Origin of the sequence: Bradyrhizobium sp. AZCC 1678 (assembly GCF_036924765.1) — a bacterium.
In the GTDB taxonomy this organism is placed as follows: Bacteria; Pseudomonadota; Alphaproteobacteria; order Rhizobiales; family Xanthobacteraceae; genus Bradyrhizobium; species Bradyrhizobium algeriense.
Genome location: NZ_JAZHSE010000001.1, coordinates 3,370,354 through 3,387,272, shown reverse-complemented (window position 1 = coordinate 3,387,272; position 16,919 = coordinate 3,370,354). Strand labels below are relative to the sequence as shown.

The following is a 16,919-nucleotide window of genomic DNA, read 5'->3' as shown; positions in this document are numbered from 1 at the left end:
ACTCTTCACGCGAACCGACCGCCACTTCGCTCGAAAAACTCTTACCGCCGCAGCAAGCCGCCGAGCGCGCCGCGCACCAGCGCGCGCCCGACCGAACCGCCAAGCGATCCGCCGACCGACTTGCCGAGATCGGCGACGATGCCGCCGACCACCTTGTTGGTGACGGATCGCGTAACGTCTCGCGCAATCACTTGGCCGGTCGACAGCCTGCCGCGCTTGACGTTGGTGCCGAAGATCGTGCCAACGATCGAACCGATCTGGCCGAGGATCCCGCCACCGCCGACGCCCGCACCGCCATCTGCTCCATCCGCAGGCGCCGCGGTTCCGGCAACGCGCTTCTGCAGCATCTCATAGGCGGATTCGGCATCGACCGGGGTGTCGTATTTGCCCTTGACCGGGCTCTTGTTCATGATCGCCTTGCGCTCTTCCGGCGTGATCGGCCCGATCCGCGCCGTCGGCGGCCGGATCATGACACGCTCGACCATGGTCGGCGTGCCGCCGCCTTCGAGGAACGACACCAGCGCTTCACCCTTGCCGAGTTCCATGATGACGCGGGCGGTGTCGAGCTTCGGATTCGGCCGGAAGGTCTGCGCCGCCGCATTCACCGCCTTCTGGTCGCGCGGCGTGAAGGCACGCAGCGCGTGCTGCACGCGACCGCCCAATTGGGCCAGCACCTTGTCCGGCACGTCGATCGGATTCTGTGTGACGAAGTAGACGCCGACGCCCTTGGAGCGGATCAGGCGGACCACCTGCTCGATCTTGTCCATCAGCGCCTTCGGCGCATCGTTGAACAACAGATGCGCCTCGTCGAAGAAGAACACCAGTTTCGGCTTCGGCAAGTCGCCGGCTTCCGGCAGTTCCTCAAACAGTTCCGACAGCAACCACAACAGGAAGGTGGCGTAGAGCCTGGGGCTCTCCATAAGCTTGTCGGCAACCAGAATGTTGACCATCCCGCGACCATCGCTGTCGGTCTTCATGAAATCCTTCAGCGCCAGCGCCGGCTCGCCGAAGAATTTCGTTCCGCCCTGGTTTTCCAGCACCAGAAGCTGGCGCTGGATGGTCCCGACGGTTGCCTTGCTGACATTGCCATAGCCCTGCGCGACCTTTCGGATCTCGGCAAACGGATCTTCCTCGGCATCCGGGCCCTTCTTGCGGCCATCGGGAACGATCGCATCCAACAGCGAGCGCAGATCCTTCATGTCGATCAGCGTCAGGCCGTTTTCATCCGCCACACGGAATGCGACATTGAGGACGCCCTCCTGCACGTCGTTCAGATCGAGCATCCGCGACAGCAATAACGGCCCCATCTCCGTGACCGTGGCGCGAACCGGATGGCCCTGCTCGCCGAACACGTCCCAAAACACCGTCGAGAACTGATCGGGCTCGAACTTGAGGCCCATCTCTCCGGCGCGCTTGAGGATGAAGTCCTTGGCCTCGCCGACTTCGGAGATACCGGACAGGTCACCCTTGATATCGGCCGCGAACACGGGAACACCGGCGCGGGCAAAGCCCTCCGCCATCACCTGCAGCGACACGGTCTTGCCGGTCCCGGTCGCTCCGGTGACAAGGCCATGCCGATTGCCAAGCGCTAGCGTCAGCCAGGCCGTTTGTTCGCCCTTCCCGATAAAAATCTTCTCGTCGGTATCGGCGGTCTTGTTATCGGAGGTCGCCATCACATCGCCTCATCGCGCATCGGGGGACTCTTAGGTGTCAAGTCACTCCATCATATCGCATCCTGTCCGCTGATTGAAACCGTCAGCACACCGTCGCAGCGCACCAAGGACCGTTCCTCTCATACTTTTTTCCGACCTTCGGCAGAAAAATCGAGGGCGCAGCGCAATAACTCTGTATGAATCTGGCACCCACTCTTGCATTGCTGCAACACTTGCCACGCGAATCGAGAACCACATCGTCTTGATGTGCGGGGATCGCTTGTATTTCAGATCGCAGGCGCTCAAGATCAATTTACAAGCAGACGACCCGGTGAAACCGGTTGGGGACGGGGCACAATATGGACGAATTGATTGGACGGCTGGCCTCCAAGGCCGGCATCGATAGCGCTGTCGCTGAAAAAACCATCGGCATCGTTCTCGGTTTTCTCCGTAACGAGGGACCCTCCGACAAGGTTCAGGCCCTGATCGACCAAATTCCGGGTGCCGAGGCTGCGATTGCGGCTTCCAGCAGCAATGGCGGATTCTCGCGGCTGATGGGCGGAGGCTTGATGGCGGTGGGCACCCGACTGATGGCGCTTGGTCTGGGCATGAGCGAGATTCAAAACGTGGCGCGTGAACTTTTCAGGTTCGGCCGCGACAAAATCGGAGCGGATCAAATGGGCGAAATCATTTCAGGGACGCCGGGCCTCAGCCAGTTCGCGTAAAGCGCATCTCTTCTGAGCACATTCGGCCTGAGCATATTTTTTTCATCGAGTATCATGACATATCCCCTCTCCGAGATCGAAGGCTTGACCGCCTACTCTGCCTCGAAGCTGAAATCGCAGGGCATTCGCACCACGGAAGCGCTGCTGGAAGCCGCCCGCACGGTCAAGGGGCGTAAGGCGCTCGCAGCGAAGACCGGCATCAGCGAACAGCAACTGCTCGAATGGGCGAATTTTTCCGACTACATGCGAATTCCCGGCATGGGCAAGGCCAAGGTAGGCCTGGTGCGCGCGGCCGGTGTCACCACCGTGCGCGAACTCGCGCTCCGCAATCCGGCGCGGCTCGCCCAGAATATGAAAGACGTGAATACCAAGCGCAAACTGGTCCGGGTTCTGCCCTCCGAAAGATCGGTCGAACAACTGATCGAGCAGGCGCGCAAGCTTCCGCCGATGATCAGCTACTAAAGGCCGGTCAGGCCAGCCCGCGGGGCCTGGCTGTCACGCCTTGACTCCCCGGCGCGGACCGCGCAAAGCCACCGCATGATCGCAGCCAAGCCCAGACCCACCGCGGCGACCGGTCCGGCCGGTCATCCGGTGCTGCCTGCGCTAAAGTCCAGGCCCTATCCGGCGGTGATGGGCGTGCTGAATGTAACGCCCGATTCATTCTCGGACGGCGGGCAATTCGCCGCCCCTGAGCCCGCGCTGGCCCAGGCCCGGCGGATGATCGCCGAGGGCGCCGACATCATCGACATCGGCGCGGAATCCACCCGGCCCTACGGGTCGGAACCGATCTCGGCGGATGAGGAATTGAAGCGCCTGCAGCCGGTGCTACCTGACGTCGTCGCGCTCGGCATTCCCGTGTCGATCGACAGCATGAAATCGGCCGTCGTCGCCTGGGCGCTCCATCAGGGCGCCGCCATCGCCAACGACATCTGGGGTCTGCAGCGCGATTCCGGCATGGCTGGCCTCGTCGCCGAGCGCGGCGCGCCCGTCATCATCATGCATAACCGCGATAGCGCCGATCCCGCCATCGACATCATGCAGGACATCGCCGATTTCTTCGCGCGGTCGCTCGATATCGCGGCGAAAGCGGGAATTTCGCCTGACAAGATCGTGCTCGATCCCGGCATCGGCTTCGGCAAGACGCCCGAGCAGAGCATGACCGCGCTGGCGCGGCTCGGTGAGTTGCAGTCGTTCGGACTTCCACTGTTGGTCGGCGCCTCGCGCAAGCGTTTCATCAGCACGGTGACGCCGTCGGAGCCGCATCAGCGTCTCGGTGGCTCGATTGCCGCGCATCTGCTGGCGGCCCAGAACGGGGCGCGGATCATCCGGGCGCATGACGTCGCCGAGACCGTACAGGCGCTGCGCGTCACCGCCGCAATCAGGGAACAGGGATGAGCGATACTATCTTCATCACCGGCGTCGTCATCCATGCCCGCCACGGCGTGATGGAGCACGAGACCGAAGTCGGGCAGCGTTTTGTCATCGACCTCGAACTCTCCGTCAACCTGTCGGAAGCCTCGCACACCGATCACCTGTCCGACACCGTGTCCTATGCCAGTGTGGTTTCGACCGCGACGGCAGCGTTCAAGAACACCAATTACAAGCTCCTGGAGCGCGCCGCCGGCGCCGTTGCAGACGCGATACTGGCGGCGTTTGCGCGCGTCGACGCGGTCAAGGTCACCGTCCACAAGCCGCATGCACCGATCGCCGCGATCTTCGAGGATGTCGGCGTCGTGCTGACGCGCAAGCGGCAATCGCCCTGACATGGCGGACGTGCTGATCGCGCTCGGCGGCAATGTCGGCGACGTCCGGGCCACATTCAAGAAAGCCATCTCCAATATTTGCGGCATGACGCAGGCCGCCCTGCTCGCGCGTTCCTCCGACTACACCACCCCGCCCTGGGGCGAGGAACAGCAGGCGCCGTTCACCAACGCCTGTATCGAGATCGAAACCAGCCTCGATCCGCATGCGCTGCTGTTCACGCTGCACAAGATCGAGAAAAAATTCGGCCGCGACCGTGCCCATGAGACACGCTGGGGTCCGCGCACCCTCGACCTCGATTTGATCGCCTATGATGACGTCAGGCTCGACAAGCCGGAACTGACGCTGCCGCATCCGCGGGCCTTCGAGCGCGCCTTCGTGCTGGTGCCGCTGGCCGAGATCGCACCCGACCGTATCATTGCGGGACGTCGCGTCGCCGATGCGCTGGCGCTGCTTTCGACCGAGGGGATCCAGCGGCTACCCGACCTGGATTGACCGGTAAGGACCCAAAACAACCGTTTGGCTTGGCGGCCGCCCCGTGGCAATTTCCGGCCAAATCAAGAGACGACCAGGGAATAAATAGCCCGGATGACCAAGACTGACGAGCTGACATTGGCCGCGGAGTTTCCGCAGGCAACCTACGAGGACTGGCGCAAGCTGGTCGACGGGGTGCTGAAGGGCGCGCCGTTCGAGAAACTGGTCAGCAAGACGTCCGATGGGTTGAAAATCGATCCGATTTACCGCCGCGCCCAAGGGGCCACGCCGGTCGCCGGCCGTGCTGCGGCTGCGCCCTGGCAGATCATGCAGCGGATCGATCATCCCGACGCGAAAGCGGCCAACGCGCAGGCGCTGCACGATCTGGAGAACGGCGCGACGGGACTGACCCTCGTATTCGCCGGCGCCAATGGCGCCCATGGTTTCGGGCTCGATCCTTCGGCTGAGGCGGTCGCGCAGGTTCTCGACGGTATCTATCTCGACGCCGGGATCGGCATCGAGCTTCAGATCGGCCCGCAGTCGCGAATGGCGGCCATTCACATGGCGGAATATATCAAGCGCAGAGGTATCGACCCCGCCGCCTGCGATATCCGCTTCGGACTGGACCCGCTCGGGTCCTGCGTGGTGTGGGGCTCCAGTCCCTACAGCTGGGAGGAGATCGTGCCCGCGGTCACCGGCGCGATCAAAGGCCTCGCCGCGATGAGCTTCAAAGGCCCGTTCGCAGCTGCCGATGGGCGCGTGATCCATGATGCCGGCGGATCGGAAGTCCAGGAATTGGCATTTGTGCTGGCCGCCGGCACAGCCTATCTGCGCGCGATCGAACAGGCAGGCGTTGCGCTCGAAGATGCGCAAGGCATGGTGTATGCGCGGCTAGCCGCCGACGCCGACCAGTTCCTGACGCTGGCGAAATTCCGGGCGCTGCGGCTGTTGTGGGCGCGGGTCGAACAGGCCTGCGGCCTGACGCCAACACCGCTGTTCATTGCGGCCGATACGGCTTGGCGCATGCTGACGCAGCGCGACCCTTACGTGAACATGCTGCGCGCGACGATGGCGACCTTCTCCGCCGGCCTCGGCGGCGCCAACACCATCACCGTTTTGCCGCACACGCTGGCTCTGGGATTGCCCGATCCGTTCGCCAGGCGTGCCGCACGCAATACACAACTGGTGCTGCTGGAAGAGTCCAACCTCGCCAAGGTCAGCGATCCCGCAGCCGGCTCCGGCGGCATCGAAACGCTGACCAGGCAACTCTGCGAAGCCGCGTGGTCGCTGTTCCAGGAGATCGAAAAGGCCGGCGGCATGTTCGCAAGCCTCGAACAAGGCCTGATCCAGCGCAAGGTCGCCGCAACCCGGGCTGTGCGCGAGGCCAACATCGCCAAACGCCGGGACGTGCTGACGGGCGCGAGCGAATTTCCGAACCTGCACGAGGCCGATGTCACCGTGCTCGATGCGAAGCCGATCGTGCTGCCGTCCTATGGCGAAGCAAAATTCAAATTCGATCCCCTGCCGCCGATGCGGCTGGCCGCGCCGTTCGAGGCGCTGCGCGACAAATCGGACGAAAGGCTCAAGACGTCAGGCGCGCGACCCAAAATCTTCCTGGCCAATCTCGGCACGGCGGCCGACTTCACCGCGCGCGCCGCCTTCGCCAAGAGTTTCTTCGAGACCGGCGGCATCGAGGCGATCGACACCCAAGGCTTTGCCGACCCGGCGGCGCTGGCCACCGCGTTCAAGGCGTCCGGCGCGGTTATTGTTTGCCTGTGCTCGTCCGACAAGGTCTATGCGGAACACGCGGTGGCCGCGGCAAAGGCCCTTCACGCGGCCGGCGCCAAGCATATCTATCTGGCAGGCCGGCCCGGCGAACAGGAGGCCGCGCTACGCTCGGCCGGCGTCGGCGATTTCATCTTCGCCGGCGGCGATGCGCTGGCGATGCTGCAGGAAGCCTGGCGGCGGATGGAGCGAGCATGACGGAAAACAACCACAAGACGGTCCTGACCGGCGGCTGCCAGTGCGGCGCCATCCGCTTTGCGATGTTGAAGGCACCGACCAAGATCAGCATCTGCCATTGCCGGATGTGCCAGAAGGCGTCCGGAGCGCCCTTCGCGTCTCTCGCTGACATCGAGCATGAACATTTCACCTGGACCCGCGGCAAGCCGGCGACGTTTCAGTCCTCTTCCATCGCCGAGCGCGATTTCTGCTCGGCCTGCGGCACGCCCCTGACCTACCGGCTGATCGGCGGCCCCCGGATCGAGATCATGACCGGCGCGTTCGACCGCCCCGACCGGGTGGTGCCGACGCGGCAATATGGAACCGAATCCCGGCTCGGCTGGGTGGTCGGCATCGCCAACCTGCCGAGCCAGACCACACAGCAGAATTACGGCCCGGAGAAGATGGCGACCATCACCAGCCACCAGCATCCAGACCATGACTAGGGGTGACGATCCCCGACGTTCACATGTGCTATGATGGGTACCATGAGCCGCATACCGAACTTCGCAGATATCGCCTTTGAAGCCACCGCGCCCGCGCAGCCCGCCGGCAGCGCCGAGCCGTGGCTGACGCCCGAGGGCATTCCGGTGAAGCCCGGTTACAGCGAGGCCGATCTCGAAGGCATCGACTTCCTGGAAACCTGGCCGGGTGTCGCGCCCTATCTGCGTGGCCCCTACCCCACCATGTATGTCAACCAGCCCTGGACCATCCGGCAATATGCCGGCTTCTCCACGGCGGAAGATTCCAACGCGTTCTATCGCCGCAACCTCGCCGCCGGCCAGAAGGGCCTTTCGGTTGCGTTCGACCTCGCCACCCATCGCGGCTACGATTCCGATCATCCCCGCGTGTCCGGCGACGTCGGCATGGCGGGCGTCGCGATCGATTCCATCTACGACATGCGCACGCTGTTTGCGGGCATACCGCTCGATCAGATGAGCGTGTCGATGACCATGAACGGCGCGGTGCTGCCGATCCTCGCGCTGTTCGTCGCGGCCGCCGAGGAACAGGGCGTTCCGCCGGAAAAACTCTCGGGCACCATTCAGAACGACATTCTGAAAGAGTTCATGGTGCGCAACACCTACATCTATCCGCCGGCGCCTTCGATGCGGATCATCTCCGACATTTTTGCGTACACCTCGCAAAAAATGCCGAAGTACAATTCGATCTCGATCTCCGGCTATCACATGCAGGAAGCTGGAGCTACGCAGGATCTCGAACTCGCCTATACGCTGGCCGACGGTGTTGAATATCTGCGCGCCGGGCTTGCCGCAGGTCTCGACGTCGACCGCTTTGCGCCGCGGCTGTCGTTCTTCTGGGCGATCGGCATGAACTTCTTCATGGAAGTCGCCAAGATGCGCGCCGCGCGGCTTTTGTGGGCCAAGCTGCTGACGCAGTTCAATCCGAAGGATCCGCGCTCGCTGTCGCTGCGCACGCATTGCCAGACCTCCGGCTGGTCGCTGACCGCGCAGGACGTCTTCAACAACGTGATGCGCACCACCATCGAGGCGATGGCGGCGACGCAAGGCCACACCCAGTCGCTGCACACCAACGCGCTCGATGAGGCGCTGGCGCTGCCGACAGATTTTTCGGCCCGCATCGCGCGCAACACGCAATTGTTCCTGCAGCAGGAAAGCGGCACCAATCGCATCATCGATCCCTGGGGCGGCTCCTACTACGTCGAGCGGCTGACCCGCGACCTCGCGGCGAAAGCTTGGGGCCATATCCAGGAGGTCGAGGCGCTCGGCGGCATGGCCAAGGCCATCGAGGCCGGCGTGCCGAAACTGCGCATCGAGGAAGCTTCCGCCAAGACGCAGGCTCGGATCGACGCCGGCAAGCAGGCCGTGATCGGCGTCAACAAGTACAAGCCGGTCAATGAAGCGGCGATCGACGTGCTCAAGGTAGAGAACTCCACCGTGCGGCGGCTACAGATCGACAAGCTGAAGCGGCTGCGCTCCGAGCGCGACCAGAAGGAAGTCGATCAGGCGCTGGCGGCGCTGACACGCAGCGCCGGCGAAGGCAACGGCAATCTGCTGGCGCTGGCGATTGATGCTGCGCGCGCAAAAGCCACCGTCGGCGAAATTTCGGACGCGATGGAAAAGGTGTTCGGGCGTCACCGCGCCGAAATCAAATCCATCACCGGCGTCTACAAGCGGGAGGCGTCCGCCATGTCCAACCGGGTCGAAAAAGTGCAGGAGCTGATCGACGCGTTCGAGAATGCCGAGGGTCGCCGCCCCCGCATCCTCGTCGCCAAGATCGGCCAGGACGGTCACGATCGCGGCCAGAAAGTGATCGCATCGGCCTTTGCCGACGTCGGCTTCGACGTCGATATCGGACCGCTGTTCGCCACCGCCGACGAGGCGGCACGCCAAGCAGTCGAGAACGACGTGCATATCCTCGGCGTGTCGTCGCTGGCGGCCGCGCACCTCACCGCCGTACCGGAGCTCAAGGCCGCTCTGAAGAAGCACGGCCGCGAGGACATCATGATCATCATCGGCGGCGTGGTGCCGCCGCAGGATTATGACGCGCTGTACAAGGCCGGCGCGGAGGCGATCTTCCCGCCCGGCACCGTGATCTCGGACGCTGCCGAAGAGCTGATCCACAAGCTCAACGCCCGGCTCGGCCACAGCAGCGAGGCGGCGGAATAACCTCCGCCGGGCGCAGCTACTTTCAAAGGATCGCCCTTGCGCAACATCGCATTCGCCCGGACATTCGCTTTAGCGGGCGCGATCGCATTCGCTGCGGCGCTCGGTCCAGTGTTGGCTGCCGAGCCCAAGCCGGACTTTTCCATCAAGACCAAATGGGTCGAGGCCAGTGTCATCCTTGACGCGAAGATCAAGGCCGATCCGGCGTTGGCGGCAAACTGCCTGGCTGAGGGAAAGAAGTGGACAGAGAAAAGCCGCACCGATGCCGACAAGGAGCGCAAGCAGGACCCCGATTTGTTCCGCAACGCGTGGTCGTTTGAGCGGAAATACGAGACGCGCTCGGTGGTCGACGGCCGCTATGTCAGCATCGTCAGGGGCGACTACGAATATACGGGCGGCGCGCACCCCAACAGCTCGTCCGACACGATCCTGTGGGACAGGTCAGCAGGCAAACGCATCAGCATCCGTCCGTTCTTCACCGAAACAGCCGACAACGGTCCAACACTGAAAGCGATGCGGCAGGGCGTCATTGCATCCCTCCGGGCCGAGAAAAAGAAGCGGGGCGCGGAAGACACGGATGCCAGCGCCATCGAAGCCATCGAGCCGAAGCTTCTCAAGATCGGGCCGGTCTCGCTGGCGCCATCGACCGAGGAAGGCAAGAGCTCCGGCCTGACCTTTCGCTACGCACCTTACGCGGTCGGCTCCTATGCCGAAGGCGAGTATATCGCCTTCGTCCCGTGGGAGACGTTGAAGCCGTATCTGACGCCGGAAGGCGCCAAAATTTTCGGCGGCGCGCGACCGAAGGACGACGAAGAGCGGCCACAGTAACAGCCGCACCATCAAGCAGCCTGACGGCCCAGCGCTCTCTCGAGCGAATGCGTCCAATCCGGAATCCATGACTGGAACAGCGTCTGCCAGCGATCGGCATCCTGCGGCGCGGTATCGAGTTGCACTTTCCATTCGATAAAGGTCCGGTTGCCCTCGACGACCGGCAGCAGATGCATCGTCCCCTCATAGCGCGTCGGCGCGGGCGCATCCGGCGTCGCCTCGGCCGGAAACGGCAGCGGCTCGATGCCCGCATAGGTCAGCGAATGCGCTTCGTCGGAATGGCCGGCGAGCCGCTGCCTGATCCAGTTGCCGAGGTAGCAGAAGCGCCTGACGGCGCCGACTTCATCGTCGCCCTTGTCGTCCTCGATCATGCTTTCGCTGACGCCATCGATATAGGCCGGGTAATTGTTGAAGTCGCGGATCAGGTCCCACACGGTTTCCAGGGGATGGTTCAGCACGGTGCTGTAATAGGCTGTCGTCATGGTTCTCTCCGCAATCGATCGCGGCCCAATGACTGAGCCGCATATGGATACCTATTTCGGGTAGCCCGGTCGCCGCCACCCGATTTCTGGATGTGGCGAGATGCCCGCCGGCGACGATCCTTCTCACGAGCCAATGCCTTGCGACCACAACGCAAAAGCCGCCTAGAATGTCTCATCACAAGAGCGTCCGGCCTCACGGATGCCGCAGGGAGGACCACCGATGTCCAAAAAGATCACGCGCCGCGCCTTCGCGGCTTCATCCGCTGCTGCCGCGGCCGTCGCCGGTTTTGGCTTCAAGCCGGCTTTGGCGCAGGCTTATCCGGCGCGTCCCGTGACCGTGATCGTGCCGTGGGGCGCCGGCGGCGGCACCGACGCGACCGCGCGCATCGTCGCGGCGCTACTGGAGAAGGATCTCGGCCAGCCCTTCAACGTCGTCAACCGCACCGGCGGCTCCGGCGTGGTCGGCCATTCCGCGATCGCGACCGCCCAGCCCGACGGCTACACCATCGGCATGCTGACGGTGGAAATCTCGATGATGCACTGGCAGGGGCTCACGGAACTGGCACCGAAGAGCTATACGCCGCTGGCGCTGATGAACGAGGATCCGCCCGGCATCCAGGTCAGTTCCGCATCGCCCTACAAGACCGTGAAAGAGCTCGCCGACGCCATCAAGGCCGCGCCAGCCGGCAAGTTCAAGGCCTCCGGCACCGGCCAGGGCGGCATCTGGCACTTAGCGCTGGTCGGCTGGATGCAGGCGATGGGACTGGCGCCCAATCATGTCGCCTGGGTGCCGTCGAACGGCGCCGCGCCCGCGATGCAGGATCTCGCGGCAGGAGGCCTCGACCTCACCACCTGCTCGGTGCCGGAAGCCCGCGCGATCATCGAGGCCGGCAAGGCGCGCAGCCTTGCCGTCATGGCTACGGCGCGCAATCCTGCATTCCCCGATGTGCCGACGCTGAAGGAAGCCATAGGCATCGACTATTCGACCGGTGCGTGGCGCGGCATTGCCGGTCCCAAAGGCCTGCCGGCCGATGTCGCGACCAAGCTGACGGCCTCGCTGAAGAAGGTTTACGACTCCAAGGAGTTCAAGGACTTCATGGGCAATCGCGGCTTCGGAACGGTGTGGGGTGACGCGTCCGAATTCGCCGCCTTCATGGACAAGGGCGACGCCCAGATGGGCGTGGCGATGAAGGCCGCCGGACTATCGAAGGCTTGATCCATTCCGGCGGCCCCCTTCACCGGAAACCATAGGGCTCGTTCATGCGTCTTCCCGATCGCGTCACGGGATTGTTTCTCGTTGGTCTCGGCGCGGCTGCCGCCTATGGCGGATGGCAGTTGCCGCCGGTCCCTGGTCAGCCGGTCGGACCTAACGTCTTCCCGTTGGTGATCGGCTCGGGTCTGGCGCTGTGCGGGCTCGCCATCGCGTTCGGGATCGGCCACAACTTCGAAGAGAAAGAAGAGCTCATTCCGGTCGAGGGCGGCCAGCCGCCGCCACCGACTGGCAAGCTCTACGGCCTGCGCGCCCTGCTTCCGCCGGCGCTGTTGCTGCTCTACGTGGCGATCGCCGACCGGCTCGGCTTCATCCTTACGGCGACGCTGATCGTGTACGTGACTGCAACCGCGCTCGGAGCGCGCTGGAAGGTTGCGCTGCCGCTCGCCGTGCTGGCGCCGATCGGCATCCACCTGATTTTCTCAAAATTGCTGCGCGTGCCGCTGCCGCCCGGCGTTTTGCCAATGCCCTGGTGATCGATGCTCAATACCCTGACGCAAGCCTTCGCGCTCATCACCACCTGGGAAGTCATCGTCGCGATGCTGGCGGCATCGGTCTATGGCCTCGTGATCGGATCGCTGCCTGGCCTGTCGGCCACGATGGCGACCGCGCTGCTGGTCCCGGTTACCTTCTATCTTTCGCCGATCGCCGCGATCGCCACGATCGTGGCGGCGTCCACGATGGCGATATTCGCCGGTGACATCCCCGGCGCGTTACTTCGCATCCCGGGCACCCCCGCCTCCGCGGCCTATGCGGACGAAGCCTATGCTATGACGCGCAAGGGCGAGGCCGAACTTGCGCTCGGGGCTGGCGTCTGGTTCTCGGCCGTCGGCGGCATCGCCGGCACGCTCTCGCTGATGATCCTGGCACCGCCGCTTGCCGAGATCGCGCTGTCGTTCTCGACCTTCGAATATTTCTGGCTGGCGTTCCTCGGCCTGATGTGCGCCACGCTGGTCGCGCGCTCCTCTCCGGTCAAGGCGATTGCCAGCATGTTCATCGGCCTGCTGGTCGCGTGCATCGGCATCGAAAACCCCGGCGGCGTGCCGCGCTTCACCTTCGGCATGACCAATTTGTTCGGCGGCATCGAACCGATCCCGGCGCTGGTGGGTGTATTCGCCGTGGCGCAGGTGATGCGCGCGATGCTCACACCCGAGCCGCCGCCGATCCCGCGGCGCAAGTTCGGAAGCATCATGGCCGGCCAGTGGAGGCTCACCAAGAAGTACAACTGGCAGATGACGCGCGGGAACATCGTCGGCATCATCATCGGCGTGCTGCCGGGCGCCGGCGCCGACATGGCCGCCTGGGTCAGCTACGCCATGTCCAAGCGTTTCTCGAAGGAGCCGGAGAAGTTCGGAACCGGTCATGTCGAGGGCCTGGTCGAGGCCGGTGCCAGCAACAACGCCAGCATCGCCTCGGGCTGGGTGCCCTCGTTGCTGTTCGGCATTCCCGGCGACACCATCGCGGCGATTGCGATCGGCGTGCTCTACATGAAGGGCCTCAACCCCGGTCCGACGCTGTTCACTGAAAAAGCGTCGAGCATGTATGCGATCTACCTGATGTTCATCATCGCCAACATCATCATGATTCCGCTTGGGATCATTATGATCCGGCTGGCGAGCTACGTGCTGCGCGCGCCACGGTCCACCGTGATGCCGGTCATCATGCTGTGCTGCGCGGTCGGCTCGTTCGCGATCGGCAACAACATGTTCGGCGTCGTCACCGTCGCAACCTTCGGGATCATCGGCTACGTCATGGAAGAAAACGGCTATCCGGTCGCCGCGATGGTGCTCGGCATCGTGATGGGCACCATGATCGAGCAGAGTTTCGTCACCTCGCTGATCAAATCCGACGGCAGCGTGTTTCCGTTCTTCGAGCGGCCGATCGCCGCGATTCTCGCCGCCATGGCGATCGGCGCACTGATCTGGCCGGTACTGGTCTGGGTGTGGCGGAAGCTCAAACGGGCGCCCGTCCCCGCCGCATCGGCGCGCTGAAGGACTGCGCAGGGCCCCCTCGCCTGCATGGCGCGGGCGTTGTAAACCAAGCCATGACCCTGCCGAAGATTCCTTCCCCCGATGTCGGGAAACTCGCCAAAGAACTCCGCGCCGGCCACCGCGCAGCCTTGGCGCGCGCGATCACCCTGATCGAAAGCCGGCGTTCCGATCATCAGGCTGCCGCCCGCGATCTGGTGCAGGCGCTGCTGCCCGACACCGGCAAGGCGGTCCGTGTCGGCATCACCGGCTCGCCCGGCGTCGGCAAATCCACCACCATCGACGCGCTCGGCATGTTCCTGATCGAGCGCGGCCACAAGGTCGCGGTGCTGGCGGTGGACCCCTCCTCGGCCCGCACCGGCGGCTCGATCCTTGGCGACAAGACGCGGATGGCGCGGCTGGCGAATTCCGAAAGCGCCTTCATCCGGCCCTCGCCTTCATCGGGCACGCTCGGCGGGGTCGCCGCGAAAACTCGCGAGGCGATGCTGCTCTGCGAGGCCGCCGGCTTCGACGTCGTGCTGGTCGAGACCGTCGGCATCGGCCAGTCCGAAACCGCGGTCTGCGACATGACCGATTTCTTCCTGGCCCTGATGCTGCCCGGCGCCGGCGATGAGTTGCAGGGCATCAAGAAGGGCCTGGTCGAACTCGCCGACATGATCGCGATCAACAAGGCCGACGGCGACAACGTCAAGCGCGCCAATCTGGCGGCGGCCGAGTATCGCGGCGCGCTACACATCCTGAGCCCCCGCTCGGAGCATTGGCATCCGCCGGTCCTGACTTACTCGGCGCTGACCGGCACCGGCATGGACGCGTTGTGGCAGAAGATTCTCGATCACCGCACCGCCATGAATGCCTCCGGCGAGTTCGCGGGCCGGCGGCGTGAGCAGCAGGTGAAATGGATGTGGTCGATGCTGGAGCAACGCATGATGGCCCGGCTGCGCGCCGATCCGGCGATCCGCGCCAAGGTCAAGAAGACCGAGGCCGAGGTAGCCGACGGCCGCGTCACGCCGGCGGTCGCCGCCGAACAAATCGCGGAGTGGCTGCGGTGAGCGAAAAACTTCGCATTCTCGTCACTGGCTTCGGCCCGTTTCCCGGTGCGCCCTACAATCCAACGCAGCCGCTGGTGGCGCGTCTGACTCGGCTGCGCCGTCCTGCCTTCACCAACGTCGAACTGTCCAGCCACATCTTTCCCGTGACGTATCAGGCGGTCGACCGCGAACTGCCGCTGGCGCTGAAGAAGCACCAACCGCACGCAATATTGATGTTCGGCCTCGCCGGCCGCACCGGATATCTCCGGGTCGAGACCCGCGCCCGCAATGCCATCACCATGCTGTGGCCCGACGCCGCGCAAACCCGCGCCCGTAAGGGATCGATATCAGATGGCGCCGATGCGCAAAGATTCGGCCCGCACACCGCCAAACTGCTGCGTGCCGCTGAGGGTACCGGCCTCGATGCCCGCGCCTCGCGCGATGCCGGCAGCTATCTCTGCAACTATTTGAGCTGGCGCGCGATCGAGGCCGTCAATGCCGACAACGGCCCCCGCCTCGCCGCCTTCGTCCACATCCCGCCGCTTGCGCGCGGCGGCGCCGTCAGGCGCAAGGGTTTTCCGCGCATCACGCTGGAGGAGCTGGTCGACGCCGGAGAGGCGATGCTGCTGGAAATGGTAAGGCTGGCGCGAAGGGCTGCGTAGCTTCGTAGATTCCATGGGGCGGTGAGCGTGGCCTTTCCGGTAGGTTTGGGTTTCCACACTCGAACCATCGGAGAGTCAGATGCAAGCATCGACCGTAGACACGCCCACCGTCGACCATTGTGGCACAATTTTCGTTGCAATCGAACTGAGTCAGAAGAGCTGGCTGGTGACGCTGCACAGCCCGGACAAAGGCAAGATGTCCCGCCATAAGTTGGAGGGAGGAGATCATGCCGAGTTGCTGGCACTGATCGGTCGGGAGCGCGACCGAGCGGCTCGGGCGCTGGGAGCCATTCCGGCGGTGGTGAGCTGCTACGAGGCCGGCTACGACGGGTTCTGGCTGCACCGGCTTCTGATGGCGGCCGGGATCACGAACTACGTGTTTGACCCTGCGAGCATTGCGGTGGATCAGCGGGCGCGTCGGGTGAAGACCGACCGGATCGACGGCGAGAAGATGCTGCGGACGCTGATGGCGTATCTGCGCGGTGAGCCGCAGGTGGTACGGATCGTGCGGGTACCTGCGCCGGAGCAAGAGGACGCCCGCCGCGCCAGCCGCGAACGCGGCCGGCTGATCAAGGAACAGACCGCGCACACCAGCCGGATCAAGGCGCTGCTGCGGCTGTTGGGCATGGCGGTCGGGAACCCGCGCCGGCGCGACTGGCTGAACTGGCTGGCGACGCAGCGGGATTGGCAGGGCCAGGCGGTGCCGCCACGGATGCTGGCGGAGATCAAGTACGAGCACGCGCGGCTGATGCTGGTACGCGAACAGCTCGAGGGGCTCGCACAGGCACAGGCTCAAGCGGATCCGGCACCTGCGGCGGCGCAGATGGCGGAGCGCAGCGAACTGTTGCTCCGGCTCAAATGCCTCGGCCCGGCGTTCGCGACGACGCTGGCCAGCGAGGTGTTCTACAAGGACTTCCGCAACCGGCGTGAGGTCGCGAGCTATTTCGGGCTGACGCCCAGTCCGTGGCAGAGCGGCGGGATCGACCGCGACCAGGGCATCAGCAAGGCGGGCAACCCGCGCGCCCGCTGCGCCGCGATCGAACTTTCCTGGCTGTGGCTGCGGCATCAGCCGGAGAGTGCGCTCACCCGATGGTTCCGCAGCCGCACCCACAACAACGCCAGCAAGCGCAACAAGCGCATCGCCATCGTGGCCTTGGCGCGCAAGCTGATGGTGGCGCTCTGGCGCTATCTCACAACCGGCCTGGTCCCCGAAGGAGCCCTGCTCAAGGCCACAAAGCCGTAACCGTTTCAAGCAACGCGTCAGCGTCGCGGCACCAGCCGCGGTCAGCGCGGAATGGATGATGACCGTGCCACCCTTGGGCCAAATCAACAGGCCGCTTCGTAGATGGGTCTCATCCTCGTGGCTTCCTCGCCGCAAGCATGCGGAATGTGGGTACCGGGCT

At 64.4% G+C, this 16,919-nt stretch carries 17 protein-coding genes; 15 read left to right on the top strand and 2 right to left on the bottom strand.

The window, feature by feature from the left end:
* Positions 1–41: 41 nt before the first annotated feature.
* A complete protein-coding gene (locus V1294_RS15960) occupies positions 42–1,673 on the bottom strand; it encodes a helicase HerA-like domain-containing protein (RefSeq protein ID WP_334498487.1) in 1,632 nt (543 codons plus the stop codon).
* A gap of 338 nt (positions 1,674–2,011) precedes the next feature.
* Here V1294_RS15960 and V1294_RS15955 point away from each other — a divergent pair, with 338 nt between their 5' ends.
* From V1294_RS15955 to V1294_RS15915, 9 genes are all read left to right on the top strand, one after another.
* Complete coding sequence (locus V1294_RS15955; protein WP_334482237.1) at positions 2,012–2,377, top strand: DUF2267 domain-containing protein; 366 nt, start codon at positions 2,012–2,014, stop codon at positions 2,375–2,377.
* A gap of 54 nt (positions 2,378–2,431) precedes the next feature.
* Positions 2,432–2,839 (top strand): DUF4332 domain-containing protein, encoded by a 408-nt coding sequence (locus tag V1294_RS15950; RefSeq protein WP_334482238.1) that lies wholly within the window; start codon positions 2,432–2,434, stop codon positions 2,837–2,839.
* A gap of 75 nt (positions 2,840–2,914) precedes the next feature.
* Positions 2,915–3,772: a dihydropteroate synthase gene (gene folP / locus V1294_RS15945; protein ID WP_334498485.1), complete on the top strand. Its 858-nt coding sequence runs from the start codon at positions 2,915–2,917 to the stop codon at positions 3,770–3,772.
* Positions 3,769–4,140: a dihydroneopterin aldolase gene (gene folB, locus V1294_RS15940; protein WP_334498482.1), complete on the top strand. Its 372-nt coding sequence runs from the start codon at positions 3,769–3,771 to the stop codon at positions 4,138–4,140. Before folP ends, folB begins: the two co-directional genes overlap by 4 nt.
* 1 nt (position 4,141) lies before the next feature.
* Positions 4,142–4,633 (top strand): 2-amino-4-hydroxy-6-hydroxymethyldihydropteridine diphosphokinase, encoded by a 492-nt coding sequence (gene folK / locus V1294_RS15935; protein WP_334498478.1) that lies wholly within the window; start codon positions 4,142–4,144, stop codon positions 4,631–4,633.
* 93 nt (positions 4,634–4,726) lie between these two features.
* The gene (locus tag V1294_RS15930; RefSeq protein ID WP_334498476.1) at positions 4,727–6,595 is read left to right on the top strand and encodes a methylmalonyl-CoA mutase family protein; all 1,869 of its coding nucleotides are present in this window, start codon (positions 4,727–4,729) and stop codon (positions 6,593–6,595) included.
* Positions 6,592–7,059, top strand: a complete 468-nt coding sequence (locus V1294_RS15925; protein ID WP_334482247.1) for a GFA family protein — start codon at positions 6,592–6,594, stop codon at positions 7,057–7,059. Before V1294_RS15930 ends, V1294_RS15925 begins: the two co-directional genes overlap by 4 nt.
* 42 nt (positions 7,060–7,101) lie before the next feature.
* Positions 7,102–9,261 (top strand): methylmalonyl-CoA mutase, encoded by a 2,160-nt coding sequence (gene scpA, locus V1294_RS15920; protein ID WP_108513455.1) that lies wholly within the window; start codon positions 7,102–7,104, stop codon positions 9,259–9,261.
* 45 nt (positions 9,262–9,306) lie between these two features.
* Complete coding sequence (locus V1294_RS15915; protein WP_442895446.1) at positions 9,307–10,086, top strand: PdaC/SigV domain-containing protein; 780 nt, start codon at positions 9,307–9,309, stop codon at positions 10,084–10,086.
* 11 nt (positions 10,087–10,097) lie between these two features.
* Here V1294_RS15915 and V1294_RS15910 read toward each other — a convergent pair whose 3' ends face one another.
* Entirely contained in the window at positions 10,098–10,568 is a 471-nt protein-coding gene (locus V1294_RS15910; protein ID WP_334498473.1) for an SRPBCC family protein, read from the bottom strand.
* A 220-nt stretch (positions 10,569–10,788) separates the two neighbouring features.
* Here V1294_RS15910 and V1294_RS15905 point away from each other — a divergent pair, with 220 nt between their 5' ends.
* The 6 genes from V1294_RS15905 (at position 10,789) to V1294_RS15880 (ending at position 16,759) form a co-directional block, all read left to right on the top strand.
* A complete protein-coding gene (locus V1294_RS15905) occupies positions 10,789–11,784 on the top strand; it encodes a tripartite tricarboxylate transporter substrate binding protein (protein WP_334482250.1) in 996 nt (331 codons plus the stop codon).
* A 44-nt stretch (positions 11,785–11,828) separates the two neighbouring features.
* Positions 11,829–12,314, top strand: coding sequence for a tripartite tricarboxylate transporter TctB family protein (locus V1294_RS15900; RefSeq protein ID WP_334498471.1), 486 nt, complete (start codon positions 11,829–11,831; stop codon positions 12,312–12,314).
* A gap of 3 nt (positions 12,315–12,317) precedes the next feature.
* Positions 12,318–13,829: a tripartite tricarboxylate transporter permease gene (locus V1294_RS15895; protein ID WP_334498469.1), complete on the top strand. Its 1,512-nt coding sequence runs from the start codon at positions 12,318–12,320 to the stop codon at positions 13,827–13,829.
* A gap of 53 nt (positions 13,830–13,882) precedes the next feature.
* Positions 13,883–14,875 carry a methylmalonyl Co-A mutase-associated GTPase MeaB gene (gene meaB / locus V1294_RS15890; RefSeq protein WP_334482256.1) on the top strand — a complete coding sequence of 331 codons (993 nt, stop codon included), beginning with the start codon at positions 13,883–13,885 and terminating at the stop codon, positions 14,873–14,875.
* Entirely contained in the window at positions 14,872–15,516 is a 645-nt protein-coding gene (locus tag V1294_RS15885; RefSeq protein WP_334498468.1) for a pyroglutamyl-peptidase I, read from the top strand. Before meaB ends, V1294_RS15885 begins: the two co-directional genes overlap by 4 nt.
* Positions 15,517–15,595: 79 nt before the next feature.
* Positions 15,596–16,759, top strand: coding sequence for an IS110 family transposase (locus tag V1294_RS15880; RefSeq protein WP_334498466.1), 1,164 nt, complete (start codon positions 15,596–15,598; stop codon positions 16,757–16,759).
* Positions 16,760–16,919 lie beyond the last annotated feature (160 nt).

Bases quoted from the DNA above. Each gene is read 5' to 3' on its own strand.
- V1294_RS15900 (WP_334498471.1), top strand. From the start codon at position 11,829: ATGCGTCTTCCCGATCGCGTCACGGGATTGTTTCTCGTTGGTCTCGGC.
- V1294_RS15905 (WP_334482250.1), top strand. From the start codon at position 10,789: ATGTCCAAAAAGATCACGCGCCGCGCCTTCGCGGCTTCATCCGCTGCT.
- folP (WP_334498485.1), top strand. From the start codon at position 2,915: ATGATCGCAGCCAAGCCCAGACCCACCGCGGCGACCGGTCCGGCCGGT.
- V1294_RS15960 (WP_334498487.1), bottom strand. From the start codon at position 1,673: ATGGCGACCTCCGATAACAAGACCGCCGATACCGACGAGAAGATTTTT.
- V1294_RS15955 (WP_334482237.1), top strand. From the start codon at position 2,012: ATGGACGAATTGATTGGACGGCTGGCCTCCAAGGCCGGCATCGATAGC.
- scpA (WP_108513455.1), top strand. From the start codon at position 7,102: ATGAGCCGCATACCGAACTTCGCAGATATCGCCTTTGAAGCCACCGCG.
- V1294_RS15910 (WP_334498473.1), bottom strand. From the start codon at position 10,568: ATGACGACAGCCTATTACAGCACCGTGCTGAACCATCCCCTGGAAACC.
- folB (WP_334498482.1), top strand. From the start codon at position 3,769: ATGAGCGATACTATCTTCATCACCGGCGTCGTCATCCATGCCCGCCAC.
- V1294_RS15930 (WP_334498476.1), top strand. From the start codon at position 4,727: ATGACCAAGACTGACGAGCTGACATTGGCCGCGGAGTTTCCGCAGGCA.
- meaB (WP_334482256.1), top strand. From the start codon at position 13,883: ATGACCCTGCCGAAGATTCCTTCCCCCGATGTCGGGAAACTCGCCAAA.
- folK (WP_334498478.1), top strand. From the start codon at position 4,142: ATGGCGGACGTGCTGATCGCGCTCGGCGGCAATGTCGGCGACGTCCGG.
- V1294_RS15880 (WP_334498466.1), top strand. From the start codon at position 15,596: ATGCAAGCATCGACCGTAGACACGCCCACCGTCGACCATTGTGGCACA.
- V1294_RS15925 (WP_334482247.1), top strand. From the start codon at position 6,592: ATGACGGAAAACAACCACAAGACGGTCCTGACCGGCGGCTGCCAGTGC.
- V1294_RS15950 (WP_334482238.1), top strand. From the start codon at position 2,432: ATGACATATCCCCTCTCCGAGATCGAAGGCTTGACCGCCTACTCTGCC.
- V1294_RS15895 (WP_334498469.1), top strand. From the start codon at position 12,318: ATGCTCAATACCCTGACGCAAGCCTTCGCGCTCATCACCACCTGGGAA.